Origin of the sequence: Streptomyces sp. NPDC006393, assembly GCF_040628575.1 — a bacterium.
GTDB lineage: Bacteria > Actinomycetota > Actinomycetes > Streptomycetales > Streptomycetaceae > Streptomyces.
Genome location: NZ_JBEXZD010000005.1, coordinates 1 through 14,942, shown reverse-complemented (window position 1 = coordinate 14,942; position 14,942 = coordinate 1). Strand labels below are relative to the sequence as shown.

Here is a 14,942-nt window from a genome sequence, read left to right as displayed (position 1 = left end):
CCCGACGGTGTGCGTACGCGGCCGGAGACCGGCCTGCGCAGAGGGTGTGCGGGGGTGCCGGGTGGGCCGGCGGCGCTGCGCCCAACGGGAGCGGGAGTCAGGCGAAGGTTCGGCGCAGATGTGTCGTCAGGCGTTCCGGTACGGCCGGGTGGAAGCGTCCGGAGAGGTAGCCGTCCGGGCGGATCAGGAGGGCCTCGCCGTCATGCGGCGCATAGGCGTCGCGGAACTCGCCCGCCGCGTCGCGCACCCTCGGCGGGCGCAGGCCGACCGGGCGGGCGTCCTCCGGTACCTCTGCGGCAGTGACCAGATAGGCGTCGAGCAGGCCGTGGGCGGCGCGATGCGCCTCGGCGGCGCAGACCTCGAGCCGGGCGACGGCGTCGCCCGTGGCGTACTCCGAGCCCGCGAACAGCAGCAGCACGTGCCGCGGGGTGCGCAGCAGGTCGAACAGCCGGCGCGGGTAGGTGGCGAGGTCGCTCAGCAGGCCGCGGCAGTCCGGTGCCCGGTCGCCGGGGGCCGGAACGGCCGCCGGTGTGCCGTCCGCCGCCCGCGACTGGATCAACGGGCTGTCCGGGTAGGCGACCAGCAGCTGGGCCTGGCGCCGCAGCATCATCTCGGCGTCGTCGCCGTTGCCGCTGAGGCCCGAGCGGGCATGGCGCACGGTGCGGTCGACCACCTCCTGTGCGACCGGGTGACGTTCGGCGTGATAGCTCTCCAGCACGTCGTCCGTGGCCAGACCGCGGACCGTCAGGGCCAGCTTCCAGGCGAGGTTGTAGGCGTCCTGCACTCCGGTGTTCAGGCCCTGCCCGCCGATCGGCGGATGGATGTGCGCGGCGTCCCCGGCGACGAAGAGGCGGCCGTTGCGGTAGCGGTCCACCAGGCGGTGGCTGGCCCGGAAGGTGGACGACCAGCGCAGTGTGGAGGCGGTCGCCGGCTCCGGGGCCAGCCGGTCGAGCACGGCCTGGATCTGGCCGAGGTCCGGTCCGCGGCCATCCCCCGGGCCGAGGACGCTCCCGTCCGCAGCGCTCGGGCCGTCTCCACCCCCGGCCTGGGCGCGGGGGCGCAGCATCGACAGCCAGTACCGTCGAACGCCGGGCATCGGAATGCAGACGAGCATGTCGTCCATCGCACCGTTCGCGTCCAGGTTCACGGACCGCATGCTGTAGCCGGCGGGCAGTTCCCAGTCGAGCTCGACGTCGCCGATCATGTACTGCTCGGGAAAGGCGTCGCCCTCGAAGCTCAGCCCGGCCGCCTTGCGGACCAGGCTGTGCGCGCCGTCGCAGCCCACGACGTAGCGGGCGTGCAGACGCTCGATCCGGCCGTCGGCGTGCGCGAGGACGGCCTCGACCTCGTCCGGGCGCATCTCCACCGAGCGGAGCTCGGTCGACCGCTCCACCTCCGTGCCGAAGCGCGCAAGATGCTCGGCGAGCAGCCGCTCGGTCGCGCACTGGGGCAACGTGGCGAAGGGGTAGGGGATCCCGGACGGCAGAGTCAGCTCGACCCGGGGGCCCGGCTTGCCGTCGATGAAGACCAGCTGACCCAGGTGCGGCACCGCGTCGTCCAGCGCACCGCGGACCAGGCCCATGGCGTCCCACACCTCCAGCGTGCGGGGCAGGACGCCGATGGCCTTGGCATAGGGTCTCGGGACGGCCAGCCGATCGACGATGCGGCAGTCCACGCCGTGCCTTCGCAGCTCGGCCGCCGCCGTCAGGCCCACCGGGCCCGCGCCCACCACGAGTACGTCGACCTCGGCCACGATCAGGCTCCCTCGCCGTCCGGATTCATTCCCGAGCCACTGCTTCACCAGGTTGCGCCGACCCGAAAGGGCCGAGGCTCCCCCGCAATGCGGAACCGGACGAATCGAAACCCTTCCTTTGCCAATAGCCGACCGAGCCAGATCAGCCGCCGCCGGGCCCATGTGCCGCCGGCCGGCCTCCCACGGTGCGCAGTACCCGGCGCCAGATCGCGTAGCAGCGGCGCTCACCGGGAGGAGTCGCCGCCATCAGACGGTTGATCTGCATGTGGGCCAGGCTGTGGAGCACCTGTTGTTCCGAGCCGGCCAGGGCACCGTCCCGCATGGCCCGGTGTACGGCTTCGGCAGCCGAGCGGGCGGCTGGGCGCTGGGCGGCGAGGACGCCCGCCAGCAGCTCGTGGTCGGCTCGGCCCTCCGGATGCGGGTGGAGGTCCCAGGGGACGAGCAAGGCGCACAGGTAGGTCCGGTTGTCCCGGTAGCGGCCGTGCCCGGCCGCGTCGTCCTGGCCGTCGGGTACGAGGCGCAGGCGTTCGGCCGGTGCGAGCCCCCACTGCGCGTACAGGACGTCCAGTGCGGCCACCGCCGTGAACTCCGGGGTCAGACGGGGCGGCAGGCAGGCTCCCGGACCGGTGCGCATCGCCAGGAGAGCGGCGGTCGCGTCACTGTTCGCCTCGAAGAAGCGTTCGACGGCGTCGAAGGTCCGGGGCCCGCCGTAGCGGGCGGTCTCGGGGTCGTAGGAGGCCAGCGCGGTGTCCTGGGCCAGACCGTGTTCGACGAGGCGGAGGCCCCAGGCGGTGAGCGACGTGAGCAGCTCCTCGGCGGGGCCACGCAGACGTATCCGGAGATGGGGCCGGGGGTCGGCGTAGCGGAGGTAGAACCAGCGGTCCACGATGCCTCGGGCGCGCAGGTCGGCGACGAGTTCGCGCAGCGGGCCCGCGATGATCTCGTCGTGCCGGTCGAAAGGCGCGTAGACCTTGAGGAACGACCACGGGCCGCCCGGCGGATGCCGCACGGGACGCACCTGGGGCTGGGCGCGGACCCGGTCGCGGGCGGCCACCGTCGCGCCGTCGGCGAGCAGCGGCACCACGATCTCCTGGGTGTGCCGCCTCCCCCGAGCGTCGCCGAGCCACAGGCCACCGAAGTCCGGCAGCATCTCGTGGAGCACCGCACGGCCGTCGGCGTCGAGTTCTCGCCGCAGTTCCGACCGGTACAGCGGGTGATCCAGGTCGAGCAGGAGCCGGTGGTCCCCGTCGACGAGGTAGACATGGCGAGGCACCCGCCACCGGGCACGCCATGCGTCGAGGCTCTTGTCGTCCAGCGGCCGGCCGGGCTGCCGGGGCAGGGTCCACTGCGCGGGGCGGAGCACCACCCTGTTCCGTACCACGCGGGGCAGCAGCGGCATCCGCTCCAGCGGCCCCCACCGGAATCCACCGGGCATGACGTAGCCGTCCTCGGAGACGTCGAGCAGGAAGCGCGCGACGTTGGGTGCGGCCTGCGGGACGAGCATGTGCTGCTGGCAGACCCTGATCTCCCGGTCGAGCCGCCGCGACCACAGGTAGAGCCGGCGGGTGGTGGCGCCCACCAGGATGTCGTCGAGGCCGATGGTCCGGTCCGGCCCGGCGGAGGCGCTGGTGTTGACCGCGATCTCGTACCGCCGCACCAGCGGGCGGACCGCCACGTTGGCCGCCCGTGCGTTGGTGGGCAGGTACGTCAGCTCGACGTGGACGACGTCGGGGAGAAGCTCCTCCTCCTGCCGGGCCAGATTCCGCGGCCCGCGGCGGTCGTCCTTGGACAGCAGCTCGAAGAACCGGCCGTGCGCCCGGCCGCCGGGGGCCAGCGAGTCGGGCCGGAGGACGACCCGCCACTCGCCCCGGTCGAGCGCGTCGGTGCTGGCCGCCTCGATCTGCGCGTAGACGTCGAGGACCGGGTAGCCCGGGGCGTCGGGCCCGCCGGGCGGCGCCAGGCGGTCGAGCCAGTCGTCGGTGAGTTCCACTTCCGTGGCCCCGCTCCACCAGGCCTGCGCGGCGAGTTCGGTCAGCACGCGGTCGTAGCGGGCGGTGTCGGGCGGAGGCGGAGACGGCGCGGACTGGGGAGGCGGCGCGGTGTAGCCGGCCGGCGCGTCGAGGCCCAGGTCGGGGCTGAGGAGTTCCAGGAGGGGTACGCGGGTGCCGATCCCGTACCGGTCGAGGAACGCCTCCCGGTACCGGGCGATATGCGCGTTGCCCGGCGGCAGCGCGGCCCTCAGTCTCATCAGGCAGCCGGCGGCGTCGGCGACGGCCTCCCCGATCGCGCGGGGCAGCTCCCGGCCGCCGAGGGCCAGCGCGGAGTCCACCTGCACGGTCCGGCGGTCGTGGTCCGGGAGAAGTTCGGTCTGGGCCCGGCCCAGTTCCCGCAGCGCGGCCTCGTCGTCCGCGCGGTCCGCGGCGGCGGCGATCTTCCGCAGGGGGACGGTGACGGCCTCCGCCCCGCGGACGGCTTCGAAGCGGGAGAGCACATGGCGATCCGGCCGGGCACCGGTGAGGGGCGGACGCAGGTCGCTGGTGAGGAGGTTCAGATCCCACAGCCGCCGCACGAGCCCGCGCACCACCGGCTCCGGTGTCTGCGGGAACGCGGCGGCGAGGGTGGCGACCAGGCGGTCGTGCGGGACCCCGCCCTCGGCTGTGCGCAGGGCGAGCTCCACGGCCGGGGTGGCGCGGACGCGTACCGCCCGGCCGTCCCGGCGGCCGTAGACGTCGGCGTAGGGCAGGACGAGGCGGTCACCGACGGCGTGCACCGTCGCGTTGGTCACCACGTGCAGTGCGGGCAGGAGCGCCGGGTCCGCCTCGACCCGCTCGATCAGGGAGAGCAGCCAGCCGAGGTCCGGCCTGACCCGGGTGCGGGCGACGACGGGCAGGCCGAGACGGAGCGTCGTGCGGTCCCCGAACCGGCCCGCCGCCACTCCGGCGAAGACGCCGAACGGCGTGGGCCGCGTGCTCATGCGGGTGAGATAGCGCAGCAGCCGTGAGCGGACTCGCGCGGCCCTCTTCGCCGGCGCGGTGCCGATCCGGTCGACGGCGTCCAGCAGGTCGGGACTGGCGGCGAGCAGCGCCTGGCGGACCAGTGGTTCCCGGGTGTGTTCCAGCAGGCGGCGGCTGGTCTCCTCCGGGTGGGCGGCCATGAGGTCGCGGGCGACATCGGCGGGCAGCACCGGGGCACGCAGCAGAAACGTGTCCGTGGGGTGGTATCGGGTCATCGCCGTCACCCGCCCAGAAAGGCGTGGAACCACCGGGGGCGCCGGTCCGCGGTGGCGGCGAGCAGCGCCAGGACCACGCCGGCGGCGCCGGTGAGCAGCCCGGGGCCGTCGTCCAGGTCTCCGGACGGCGAGCGGTCCGCGAAGAGGAACGGCCGCTCCGGGTCGGCGTGGGCGAGCAGCTCCGTGACCAGGTGCGGCACCGCGGCGCGCGCCGCTTCGCTCACCGCGGCGAAGTCCAGGCAGATCATGAGCAGCCCGGCGAGGCCGTGGCACAGGACCGGGGTGGTGACCCGGCGCCGACGGGTCCGCCGCAGGGCGGCCTCGAACCCGCTCACCGCGAACTGCCGCAGGGCGGCGTCGTCCAGCGCGTCCGCGGCGGTACGCAGCGCCGCGCTGACTCCTGCCGAGCCGTAGCACCAGCCCGACCGCTCCTGGTCGGGCACGGCAGGGCGAGGCGCGGCGGCCCGGTGGGCGGACAGGGCGGCGGGCCAGGCCGGCCCCTCGCCGTCGTCGTCGGCGGCGGTCCGGAGCCAGGACGTCAGGCCGCGCAGGGCTTCCAGATGGCCCGGTCGGCGGTGTCCGGCCTGCCATGCCGCCGCCAGGGCGATGGCGACACCGGGGGCCCCGTGGGCCAGGCCGCAGTCGAGATGGCCGCGCGGGTACCGCGCGGCGAGGCTCGCTCCCGGTGGGCAGCGGTCAGGGGTGACCAGCCATCGCGGAGGGGCGTCCGGTGCCGCCGGGGGCGTGCTCAGCCAGATCAGGTAGTCGGCGAGGGCCTGCGCCGCGGTCCGCGAGGTGTCGTCGGGCTCCTCCACCGAGCTCAGATGACAAAGGGTGCCGGCGGCTCCGCCGACGAGGTCGAAGTGGCGGGTGCGCACTCTGCCGGCGTCCCTGGGCGGCAGGCTGCCCAGGACCTGCTCGGCGAGTTGTGTGTGCAGGCGCCCCAGCATGGGCCGGAAACGGGGTTCGTCCTGCGCGCAGTCGGCGATCACCATGGCGAGTCCGCTGGTCCCGGCGAACAGGCCGCTGCCGGTGAAGGGTTGCCGGCGGGTCGCGGCCACCGCCTCGCGGACATACTGCGAAGCCGCCGACAGCTCCTGCATCCCCGCACGTGCGGCGTACAGGTTCAGCAGCGCGAGACCGCCGAATCCGTCGGCGAGAGACGGGGCGTGCCGGCCGCCGGGCCAGTGGAAGGGCCGCCGCTCGTCGCCGCGCGGCACCGTGGCCGCCGCTCGCTCGGCCCGGACCTGGATGCGCGCGATGACCGTCCCGGCCAGGCGCAGCGCCCGCTGGGCCGGTTCACCGACCGCGGCGGCGGGCCAGTGCGCCGGAGCACCGCTGTGGCATACGGGCATGGAACCCCCGGACATGGTGCGGGTGGGCGGCGACCCGCCCACCCGCGACTGCTGGATCGGGATCGGGAACCCGATCCGTTACTCGGTCACACAGCCGGCCAGCGAACAGTGATAGACGGTGTAGGCCGTGCGGCCGCCCTGCTCGCTGTCCATCGCCTCGTCCGTCTCCGGCGTGGAGATCTGGACGTCGAGGTCGAACGCGTCGTTGATCATGACGGTGTCCCTTCCCTTTCGGTCATCACCGATGGCACACGGTTTCTTCGGTCACGCCGCAGCACGCCCCGCTCGCCGGCGAGGACACGCCGCCTTCGACCGCTCCGCAACCGTCACGGGCGGCGAGGGCGCCCGGGACGGATCGGCTCACTCCCCGGGAGTCGCGTACACCACCCAGTTGTCGTGCCTGTGGGGGTACGGCCGGAAGTCACCGTGCGGAGGGTCGTCCCACGAGACGCGGCGGATCTCGTGGATGGTCCAGTCGGAGAACAGAGCCCGCATCTCGTCCTCCTCGTAGTAGCGGAAGAGAGTGTCCTTGTAGGCGAAGGTGTTCGGCGCTATCTCCTCGCCCTCGCCATACGTCTCGTCCTTGAGCGTGAAGGCGTTGGTGACGAACAGGCCGCCGGGCGCGACGATGCGGCGGGCCTCGGCGATCAGGTGCGTGGGGTCCTGGATCTGCCCGAAGACGTCGAAGCACGTCACCGCGTCCACCGAGTCGTCGATGAGCGGCAGGTTCGTGGCGTCGGCACGCAGGAGGAACGAGCGCTGCCGGATCACGCCGCGGGCATGGGAGAGGCCGGTCGGCGCGATGTCGACACCCATCGCGTTGAATCCCGCGTCCGTGAGGGCCGCCAGGTTGCGCCCGTCGCCGCACCCGAGGTCGACCACGGTGCGGACGGCGTGCTCGGTGAGCACATCGATCGTCTGCGGGATCACCGGGATGGGGTCCTCCTGCCACAGCGGACTCTCGCCCTGCTCCTGGTAGGCCCTCTCCCAGCCGTACTGCAGCTCCTCGAACCCCTCGGGCGCTGTCATGTAACCTCCTCTTGATGACTGACAAGGATCATCCAGGCGCCTGTCATGACAGGCAAGGGGCGTCTCAGCATCTGAGCCGCTACTCAGTGCAATGTCCGGATCACCAGCCTGACGGCCTCGGGGAAGGGGCAGGCGGATTCTCGCCACCGCCCCCACGGGGGGCAGGACCGAGGAAACCCCCGGGCCGAGAGCGCCGTCGCCGAGAGAAAGCGGGAGTGCGGGACCCATGCGCTTCTCCTACAGCGTGTCCGCCCTCGGGTCTTCGGCCACGTTCGCCGAGCGTTGCCGAAGCGCCGAACGGGCCGGATACGACGTGCTGTTCGTCGCCGACCACCTCGACGGCCCCGCCCCCTTCGCCACGCTGGCCGCCGCCGCCTGCGCCACCGACGAACTGAGGGTCGGCACCCTGGTCCTCAACTCCGCCTTCTGGACGCCCCGCCTGCTGGTGCGCGAGGCGCTCACCCTGAATGAACTGAGCGGTGGCAGAGTCGAACTCGGGCTGGGTGCCGGTTACCTGAAAGGGGAGTTCCAGGAGGCGGGAATCCCATGGGAAGGGGCGGCGCAGCGGGCGCGGCGGCTCGACGAGGCCGTGCGGGACGTACGGCGCATGCTGGCCGCGGCGGACGGCGACGCGGCGGCGCCACGGCTGGTCGTCGGAGGCATGAGCGAGCAGGTCCTGCGCACCGCCGCGCAGCGGGCGGACACGGTGAGCCTGTCCGGCCTCCTCCAGGTGAAAAAGGCCCCGGCCGGCACCTTCAGGCTGGCCACGGCCGAGGAGACCGCCGCGCGGGTGCGCCACGTCCGCGAGCAGGCAGGCGAGCGAGCGGCGTCGCTCGAACTGAACGCGCTGGTCCAGATGGTCGTTGCGTGCGACGACCGGCGCGCCGTCGCCGAGCGGCTGACCGCCGGGCCGATACCGGAGATGACCGCGGACGAGCTGCTGGGCTCCCCCTTCGCCCTGCTGGGCACCGTGGAGGAGATGGCGGACCAACTTCGGCGGCACCGCGCGGAGTTCGGGCTCGAACATGTCACGGTCTACGAGCCGTTCAGGGACGTGTTCGCGCGCGTCATCGCGGCGCTGCGCGACGACGAGGGAGGAACCGGGGGATGAAGCACCTCGCGGCGGCCGTGGACCGCCAGTTGCACGCCTACAACGCGCACGACCTGGAGGCGTTCGCCGCCGCCTACGCGCCCGACGTACTGGTCGAGGGGCCGGGGGACAACCGGCTCAGGGGCCGGCACGCGCTGCGCGCCGCCTACGCGCAGCAGTTCCAGGACGCCCGGTGCCGGGCGGAGGTGCTGGCGCGACTGACCGAGGGCGACTGGGTCGTGGACCACGAACTGGCCCACGGCCTGGCCGACACCCCGCTGCGCCTGCTCGTCGCCTACCGGGTGCGCGACGGTCTCATCGATCGCGTGACCTTCCTGGCCTGACCCGTGCGGGCCCCGTCGCCCGGGGCCGCGCTCAGGCAGCGGCGCCGAGCCACCTCAGCAGCGCCGTGGTCGCCGCGGCGGCGGCCACGACCACCAGGAACGGCGCCCGCAGCCATACGGCCAGCGCGGCGACGAGGACACCGGCGAACCGGGAGTCGAGCACGATCTCCCGGTCTTCGGTGAAGGTCTGGACCGAGATCAGCGCCGCCAGCAGGGCGACGGGTATCGCACCGGCGACACGCGCGGTGGCCGGGTGCCGCAGAAGGTTGCCGGGGACGAGCAGCCCGGCGAGCTTGAGCGCGAAGCATCCCGCCGCGGCGACGACCACCCATGTCCAGCTCATGACGCCCCTTCCGTGCCCCAGGTCTGTCCGCTTCCGCCGTGATCGGTACTCCCCTCCGCCGCGGCGGGCCGATCGGCCGCGACCGCCGGGCGCGAGGTCACCCGCCGGCGCATGAGCAGGACGGTGAGCGACGTCAGCCCGGCGGCGACGACCGGCAGACCCGCGCTCAGCAGCGGGCTCAGCCCCACGGCGACGAGGCACGCCAGCAGGAGGACGACCTGGTGGGCCCGGTCCCGCAACCGCGGGGCGACGAGCGCGATGAAGGCCGCGGAGGAGGCCGCGTCGAGCCCGAGCACCTTGGGATCCGCCAGGAGCGACCCGGCCAGGGCGCCCGTCAGCGTGGCGAGGTTCCAGCAGGCGAAGACCGTGACGCCGGTCGCCCAGTACGCGTACCGCGCGGCCGCCGGGCCGGCCGTGCCCAGCGCCATCGCGGCGCTCTCGTCGCTGAGGAGGTGGGCGGCCGGCACCAGGTTCCTGCCGCGCGGCCCGATCACCGACCGCAGGCTGATGCCGTAGAAGAGGTTGCGCACCCCGAGCAGCACGGCGGTCGCGCTCGCCGTGGCGCCCCCGCCGCCCGCGACCAGCGCGCCCACCAGGGCGAGCTGGGAGGATCCCCCGTACAACGCCAGCGACAGGAACTGCGTCTGGCCGACCGTCAGACCGCTCGACACCGCGAGAGCACCGTACGACAGGCCGTACGCGCCGACGGCGACGCCGATTCCCAGCGCGTCCCGCAGCAGTCGGGAGCTCGCCTCCGGTCCCTGTGTCCGTTCGCTCCTGGCTTCCAACGGTCCTCGTCCTCCTGTGCTCCGCGACGGCCTGGCTCAGATCCTGAGACGCCCCTTCACGCATCAGGCATCGTAAGTAGGATGACGCCGTATTGTCATCTGAGGGCTGGATTATGACAGCGGGAAGGCGCATACGCGAGCCATGGAAGCGAACGCGTGTGAGGAGTCAACGCAGTCCATGCAGCGATACCTGGACCGGTTCGAGGCCCTACTCGGCCCCACTCCCGTCAAGGCGATCACGCTCGACGTCCTCGGGCGGGAACGCACCATCCATCTCAAGCTCGAGGGGCACAACCTCACCGGGTCGATCAAGGCACGCACCGCCTACGGGCTCGTCCGCGGCCTGGTGCAGGACGGCAAGGTCAAGCGGGGAGTGGAGCTGCTGGAGTCCACCTCGGGAAACCTCGGGGTGGCGCTGGCGAGCATGACGCGGTCCCTCGGGATCGGATTCACAGCGGTGGTCGACCCGCTCAGCACGCAGGAGAGCCGCGACCGCATGAAGAGCCTCGGAGCCCGGGTCGTCATGGTGGACACCGCGGACGCGACCGGCGCCTATCTGCTCTCCCGGATAGAGAAAGTCCAGGAGCTTCTGGCCGCCGACGACAGGTATGTGTGGGTGAACCAATACGAAAGCCCGCGCAACCCGGAAATACACCGCCGATTGACGGGCCCGGAAATTCTCGACCAGATGCAGACCGTTCCCGACGCCGTGTTCATCGCGGTCTCGACCGGCGGCACGTTCGCCGGTGTGAGCCGTTGCTTCCGGGAACGGGGGCTGGACACCCGTATGGTGGCCGTCGACATCAACGGGTCGGTGGCGTACGGCGGGACACCCGGACCGCGCCACCTTTCCGGGATAGGTGCCAGCCGGCGCTCGTCTTTCCTGGAGCCGTCCCTGGTCGACCACTACTCCTACGTGAGCGCGGGCGAGGCCGCCCTTTACTGCCGAAGGATATTACGGGAGACGGGGACACACTTAGGCGCGTCGTCAGGAGCCGTCGTGGCGGCCTGCGTTCGATTCCTCGAGGAACATCCCGGGGTAACGGACCCGCTGTGCGTCTGCGCCGACGGTGGAGAGAAGTATCAGGACACGGTCTACAATGACGGCTGGCTGGCGGCCATTGGCGAGACTCCACTGCCTGCCGGAGCGTCTGGAACGGTCGGAACCGGGAATGCCCGGTAGAGGTCGGCCCCCTGTACGGGACAGCGGCCTTTTGGAAGAGGACGGAAGAAACCGAGGATGGGCAGTGTGGCCGAGGTGCGGGGGGCGCTCGAAGAGCACGCCCTCGGCGGAACGCCCGTCCCCGTCGAGCGACTTGCCGACGTGCCGACCACCGAACTCTGTCACATGAACGAGCACGACGTGGCCATGCTGCTGCTGCTCGGTGCGGTCTGCGCCCGTCTGGACGGCGGCGCCTCGGCGGCGCCCATCCTGAAGGATGTCGCCAGACGCTATATGACGGCCTCGCTCCTGTACTCGGGGAGGGTGCTGCCCCGGGCCGAGGAGATGGTCGAACTCCTGGACCGGGGAGTGGACGAGGGCTCGCCCGACATACTCGCGGAACTCGCGGACCATCTCAGTCAGGGCTGGCCGGAGTACGGCGACTCCGTCTTCCCGCCGGCGCTGGCCCGGCTGGCCGGCCAGCGAGGCCTGGAGATGCCGGCCGACTCCTTCACCCGGGTCTCCTTCCTGCTGTGGCGTCAGGGACTGGCGGCCGCTGCCGAGAACCGGGCGGAAGAGGCGGTGTCCCTCTTCGAGCAGTCCCTGGAGCGCTACCGGAAGTACCTGTACTACGCGGACGCGGCCTGGCTCTTCACCGACCTCGTCATCGCCCTGCTTCTCGCCGGGCAGATCAGCGAGGCGAAGGCGGTGCACGACCTCCAACTCCGCTATGTGACCAAGCTCGTCGAAACCTACGCCGACGCCTCCGCCGAAGCGGGCCAGCCCTCCGCCTTCCACCTGGGCGACCTGCAGAGCGGCAGCTACAGCACCTTCGTGGAGTCCGTGACGCTGCGGCCCAAGGGGCTGACCGAGCAGGACAAGAAACTGCTCGTGCGCTACCTCGACGCCAGCGAACGCTTCATCGCCGCCTGCCGCTACGGCTCGCGCAGGGACTTCGAAGCCGGGCTGGACATCTTCTCCTTCGGGTGGGTGACCTTCCAACGGTCCCCCTACCCCCGGATCCTGCGCCATCTCGCCGAACGCTACTGCGAGGGCGTGGACGACTGGCACATTCCGCTGACCGCCCACGAACGCTGGCAGCGGATGCTGAGCAGCTACCGGATGAGGGTGAAGGCGGAGGTGCTGGTCGCGACCGCGGTGGGCCTGCACAACAGGCTCGCCCACGCGGGCATGGAGGAGCACGCCAACCTCGTCCTCCTCGACGCCGCGATCCTCTTCGCCCGTCTCCACGGCACGGACGAGGCACTGGACTGGATCACCCGCTATCTCGGAGAGCTCCGGCCGAAGATCCCCAAGGCACTCTCCGCGGGCGTCAACTACCTGCAGACCACACAGCATGTGGAGAGCAGCTGGATGCTCGCCCGGTACGCGGCCGAGCGCGCCGACATACTGGCGCCGGACCTCTTCTCCCTGGGCCTGGACACCCCATGGCCGACGGAGCCGCGTGTGGACATCGCCCTGTACGACCAGCACCTGTCGCTGGGCGGAATCACCGTCTACGAGACGACCCCGCCCCCGCTGCTCGACGTCCTCGCGGTCCTGGGTGAGGAGTTCACCCGCAGCCGCGAGGAGGGCAGGGACGTTCCCTTCCTCTCGGCCGCCGAGCTGTCCCGGCGCACCGGCCGCACGCCGGGGGCGCTGGCCCAGGCGGTCCGAAGATTCCGCAGCACCTGCAAGGGCGTGCTCCACGAGGCCACCGAGCTGAACTCGGAGTGGGAGGACGTCATCCAGGGGCGGCCCGGCTACCGCCTCAACCCGCATCGCGTAGGCCGGTTCCTCGCCTACGCGAGCCGTGTCTGAGCCACATCCGAACCGCATCCGGTCCACATCCGAACCGCATCCGAAACACATCCGGTCCACATCCGGCCCACATACCAGCAGGGACCACGTCCCGGTTTCGACCACGGTCCCGCCCATACACCGACAGTCCCGCTCATTCACGGACGAAGAGCGGCGGGGGTACTCTCATGCCCGAAAACATCGCAGTCGTCGTCGACCCGTCGGCCGTCGACGCGGATCACAAGTTCGTCGTCGCCCTGAAGGCGAAGCTCGACCACGGCGTCGCCACCAACGCCGCTTCCCATCTGTGCCTGGGCCTCGTCGCCAAAGCCGTGGCCGAGCGCCCGGATCTGCTGCCCACGATGTCGTTCCTGGACTTCGCCGACGCGGAGGGCGGCGAGCACTCCCCCGTCTCGGGGCTGTCGCTGGTGGCCCTGGAGGGCAGGCCGGCCTGGCTGCGCCGACTGCGCGAGCAGGCCCGTGCGGCGGGGCTGCTGTGCACCGACTTCACCTCGGACATGACCGGTGACACCTACGTCGAGCAGCGGGAACGCATGCGCAAGCGTCCGGAGCAGGAACTCGACTACTACGGCGTCGCGGTGTTCGGCCCCCGTGCGGTGGTCGACCCGCTGACCAAGAAGTTCTCCCTCCTTCGGTGACTGCCATCGCGCGTCGCGGCCGGCGGCACCCTGACCCGAGAGGCTTCATATGAGCGACATGGCTCATTCCCACGATCTCGTCATCGTCCCCTCGGCCGTCGTCCAGCAGGTGCTGGACACGCTGGGGAAGGAATCGAAGGACATCGTCGAGCGGATCTACATCGAGGCCGCGAAAGGCAATCTGGTGAATCCGGACAGCCTCTTTCTGCGCCCTGACCCGCGGCGGCGGGAGCGCGTCATCGCGTTACCCGCGTATGTCACCGGTGAACCACCGGTCATGGGCATCAAATGGATATCCAGCTTTCCCGAGAACCTGTCCCTCGGGCTGCCCCGCGCCTCGGCCCTCATCACACTGAACGACCTGCGGACGGGCTTTCCCCGCGCGGTTCTGGAAGGTGCGCGGATCAGCGCGCACCGCACGGCCCTCTCGGCCGCGGTCGGGGCGGAGGCGCTGCGTGCGGGCGACCGGGCCGTCGAGCGGCTGGCGGTGGTCGGCACCGGGTACATCGCCGGCACCACCCTGCGGGTCCTGGCGAACCTGGGCTGGTCGTGCCGGCAGGTGTCGGTGCACGACCTCGACGCCGAACGCGCTCGCTCGTTCGCGACCGAGCACGAAGGCACCTTCCGCGCCGGTGAGGTGACCGTGGCGGGCACCCTGCGCGAGGCCCTGTCCGGTGCGGACCTCGTGCTGTTCGCCACCACTGCCGTCGACCCGTACGTGTCCACCCCCGACTGGTTCGCGCCCGGCAGCGTCGTGCTGCACATGTCCCTGCGTGATCTGACCCCCGCCGCGCTCGCCGGTGCGTCCCATGTCGTGGACGAGGTGTCGCACGCCCTGCGGGAGAAGACCTCCCTGGCCCTCGCGGTGGACGAGGGGACCGTCGCACGGGAGGAGGTCCGGCCGATCGGCGACCACCTCCGCGGAGAAGTACGCCCCGACCGTGCCAGGACGGCGATCTACGCACCCTTCGGCCTGGGCTCGTTGGACATCGCCATCGGCGGCCTGGTGGTCGAACGGGCGATCGGTCTGGAGGGCGTCGTCACGGTCCCCGGCTTCTCCGCGTCCTGACAACCACCCCCTGGGTCGCGTGCGTGGGCCCGGCCGCCCGGATTTCCGCAGTGCAGCGAACGGCAGAGGAGACAAACGTGCCAAGCACCCTGTTCACATCCGAGTCCGTCACCGAGGGACACCCAGACAAGATCGCCGATCAGATCAGCGACACCATCCTCGACGCGCTGTTACGCGAGGACCCGGCCTCCCGGGTGGCCGTGGAGACGTTGATCACCACCGGGCAGGTGCATGTGGCCGGTGAGGTCACGACCAAGGCCTACGCGGACATCGCGACCCTGGTCCGCAGCAAGATCCTCGAGATCGGCTACGACTCCTCGA

General features: G+C 71.7%; 14 protein-coding genes. 7 read left to right on the top strand and 7 right to left on the bottom strand.

Annotated features, from left to right (window positions below; all coding sequences use genetic code 11):
* Window positions 1-97: 97 nt before the first annotated feature.
* The 5 genes from ABZ484_RS03850 to ABZ484_RS03830 form a co-directional block, all read right to left on the bottom strand.
* Window positions 98-1,753, bottom strand: coding sequence for an FAD-dependent monooxygenase (locus ABZ484_RS03850; RefSeq protein ID WP_358864290.1), 1,656 nt, complete (start codon window positions 1,751-1,753; stop codon window positions 98-100).
* A 142-nt stretch (window positions 1,754-1,895) separates the two neighbouring features.
* Complete coding sequence (locus ABZ484_RS03845; RefSeq protein ID WP_358864289.1) at window positions 1,896-4,982, bottom strand: lantibiotic dehydratase; 3,087 nt, start codon at window positions 4,980-4,982, stop codon at window positions 1,896-1,898.
* Window positions 4,983-4,987: 5 nt separating this feature from the next.
* Window positions 4,988-6,337: a lanthionine synthetase LanC family protein gene (locus tag ABZ484_RS03840; RefSeq protein WP_358864288.1), complete on the bottom strand. Its 1,350-nt coding sequence runs from the start codon at window positions 6,335-6,337 to the stop codon at window positions 4,988-4,990.
* Between the two features lie 78 nt (window positions 6,338-6,415).
* Window positions 6,416-6,550 (bottom strand): FDLD family class I lanthipeptide, encoded by a 135-nt coding sequence (locus ABZ484_RS03835; protein ID WP_358864287.1) that lies wholly within the window; start codon window positions 6,548-6,550, stop codon window positions 6,416-6,418.
* A gap of 147 nt (window positions 6,551-6,697) precedes the next feature.
* Entirely contained in the window at window positions 6,698-7,366 is a 669-nt protein-coding gene (locus tag ABZ484_RS03830) for a class I SAM-dependent methyltransferase (RefSeq protein ID WP_358864286.1), read from the bottom strand.
* A 226-nt stretch (window positions 7,367-7,592) separates the two neighbouring features.
* Between ABZ484_RS03830 and ABZ484_RS03825 the strand changes: the two genes are divergently transcribed.
* Window positions 7,593-8,477: a TIGR03621 family F420-dependent LLM class oxidoreductase gene (locus tag ABZ484_RS03825; protein WP_358864285.1), complete on the top strand. Its 885-nt coding sequence runs from the start codon at window positions 7,593-7,595 to the stop codon at window positions 8,475-8,477.
* Window positions 8,474-8,800 carry a nuclear transport factor 2 family protein gene (locus ABZ484_RS03820; protein WP_358864284.1) on the top strand — a complete coding sequence of 109 codons (327 nt, stop codon included), beginning with the start codon at window positions 8,474-8,476 and terminating at the stop codon, window positions 8,798-8,800. The genes ABZ484_RS03825 and ABZ484_RS03820 overlap by 4 nt, the downstream gene beginning before the upstream one ends.
* Window positions 8,801-8,831: 31 nt before the next feature.
* On the opposite strand, the gene ABZ484_RS03815 is transcribed toward ABZ484_RS03820, so the two are convergent.
* Window positions 8,832-9,143: an AzlD domain-containing protein gene (locus tag ABZ484_RS03815; protein WP_358864283.1), complete on the bottom strand. Its 312-nt coding sequence runs from the start codon at window positions 9,141-9,143 to the stop codon at window positions 8,832-8,834.
* Window positions 9,140-9,931 (bottom strand): AzlC family ABC transporter permease, encoded by a 792-nt coding sequence (locus ABZ484_RS03810; RefSeq protein ID WP_358864282.1) that lies wholly within the window; start codon window positions 9,929-9,931, stop codon window positions 9,140-9,142. Before ABZ484_RS03810 ends, ABZ484_RS03815 begins: the two co-directional genes overlap by 4 nt.
* A gap of 178 nt (window positions 9,932-10,109) precedes the next feature.
* Here ABZ484_RS03810 and ABZ484_RS03805 point away from each other — a divergent pair, with 178 nt between their 5' ends.
* The 5 genes from ABZ484_RS03805 to ABZ484_RS03785 form a co-directional block, all read left to right on the top strand.
* Entirely contained in the window at window positions 10,110-11,114 is a 1,005-nt protein-coding gene (locus tag ABZ484_RS03805; RefSeq protein WP_358864281.1) for a pyridoxal-phosphate dependent enzyme, read from the top strand.
* 57 nt (window positions 11,115-11,171) lie between these two features.
* On the top strand, window positions 11,172-12,914 hold the full coding sequence (locus ABZ484_RS03800) for a hypothetical protein (protein ID WP_358864280.1): 1,743 nt from the start codon (window positions 11,172-11,174) through the stop codon (window positions 12,912-12,914).
* Window positions 12,915-13,081: 167 nt separating this feature from the next.
* A complete protein-coding gene (locus ABZ484_RS03795) occupies window positions 13,082-13,552 on the top strand; it encodes a DUF2000 domain-containing protein (RefSeq protein ID WP_358864279.1) in 471 nt (156 codons plus the stop codon).
* A 58-nt stretch (window positions 13,553-13,610) separates the two neighbouring features.
* Entirely contained in the window at window positions 13,611-14,621 is a 1,011-nt protein-coding gene (gene sbnB / locus ABZ484_RS03790) for a 2,3-diaminopropionate biosynthesis protein SbnB (RefSeq protein ID WP_358864278.1), read from the top strand.
* A 77-nt stretch (window positions 14,622-14,698) separates the two neighbouring features.
* Window positions 14,699-14,942: S-adenosylmethionine synthetase N-terminal domain-containing protein (locus ABZ484_RS03785; protein ID WP_358864277.1), on the top strand; the 244-nt coding region annotated here is incomplete at its 3' end.

Excerpts from the sequence above, each read along its gene's own strand:
- ABZ484_RS03795 (WP_358864279.1), top strand. The coding sequence starts at position 13,082 with ATGCCCGAAAACATCGCAGTCGTCGTCGACCCGTCGGCCGTCGACGCG.
- ABZ484_RS03840 (WP_358864288.1), bottom strand. The coding sequence starts at position 6,337 with ATGCCCGTATGCCACAGCGGTGCTCCGGCGCACTGGCCCGCCGCCGCG.
- ABZ484_RS03845 (WP_358864289.1), bottom strand. The coding sequence starts at position 4,982 with ATGACCCGATACCACCCCACGGACACGTTTCTGCTGCGTGCCCCGGTG.
- ABZ484_RS03835 (WP_358864287.1), bottom strand. The coding sequence starts at position 6,550 with ATGATCAACGACGCGTTCGACCTCGACGTCCAGATCTCCACGCCGGAG.
- ABZ484_RS03805 (WP_358864281.1), top strand. The coding sequence starts at position 10,110 with ATGCAGCGATACCTGGACCGGTTCGAGGCCCTACTCGGCCCCACTCCC.
- ABZ484_RS03800 (WP_358864280.1), top strand. The coding sequence starts at position 11,172 with ATGGGCAGTGTGGCCGAGGTGCGGGGGGCGCTCGAAGAGCACGCCCTC.
- sbnB (WP_358864278.1), top strand. The coding sequence starts at position 13,611 with ATGGCTCATTCCCACGATCTCGTCATCGTCCCCTCGGCCGTCGTCCAG.
- ABZ484_RS03830 (WP_358864286.1), bottom strand. The coding sequence starts at position 7,366 with ATGACAGCGCCCGAGGGGTTCGAGGAGCTGCAGTACGGCTGGGAGAGG.
- ABZ484_RS03820 (WP_358864284.1), top strand. The coding sequence starts at position 8,474 with ATGAAGCACCTCGCGGCGGCCGTGGACCGCCAGTTGCACGCCTACAAC.
- ABZ484_RS03815 (WP_358864283.1), bottom strand. The coding sequence starts at position 9,143 with ATGAGCTGGACATGGGTGGTCGTCGCCGCGGCGGGATGCTTCGCGCTC.
- ABZ484_RS03825 (WP_358864285.1), top strand. The coding sequence starts at position 7,593 with ATGCGCTTCTCCTACAGCGTGTCCGCCCTCGGGTCTTCGGCCACGTTC.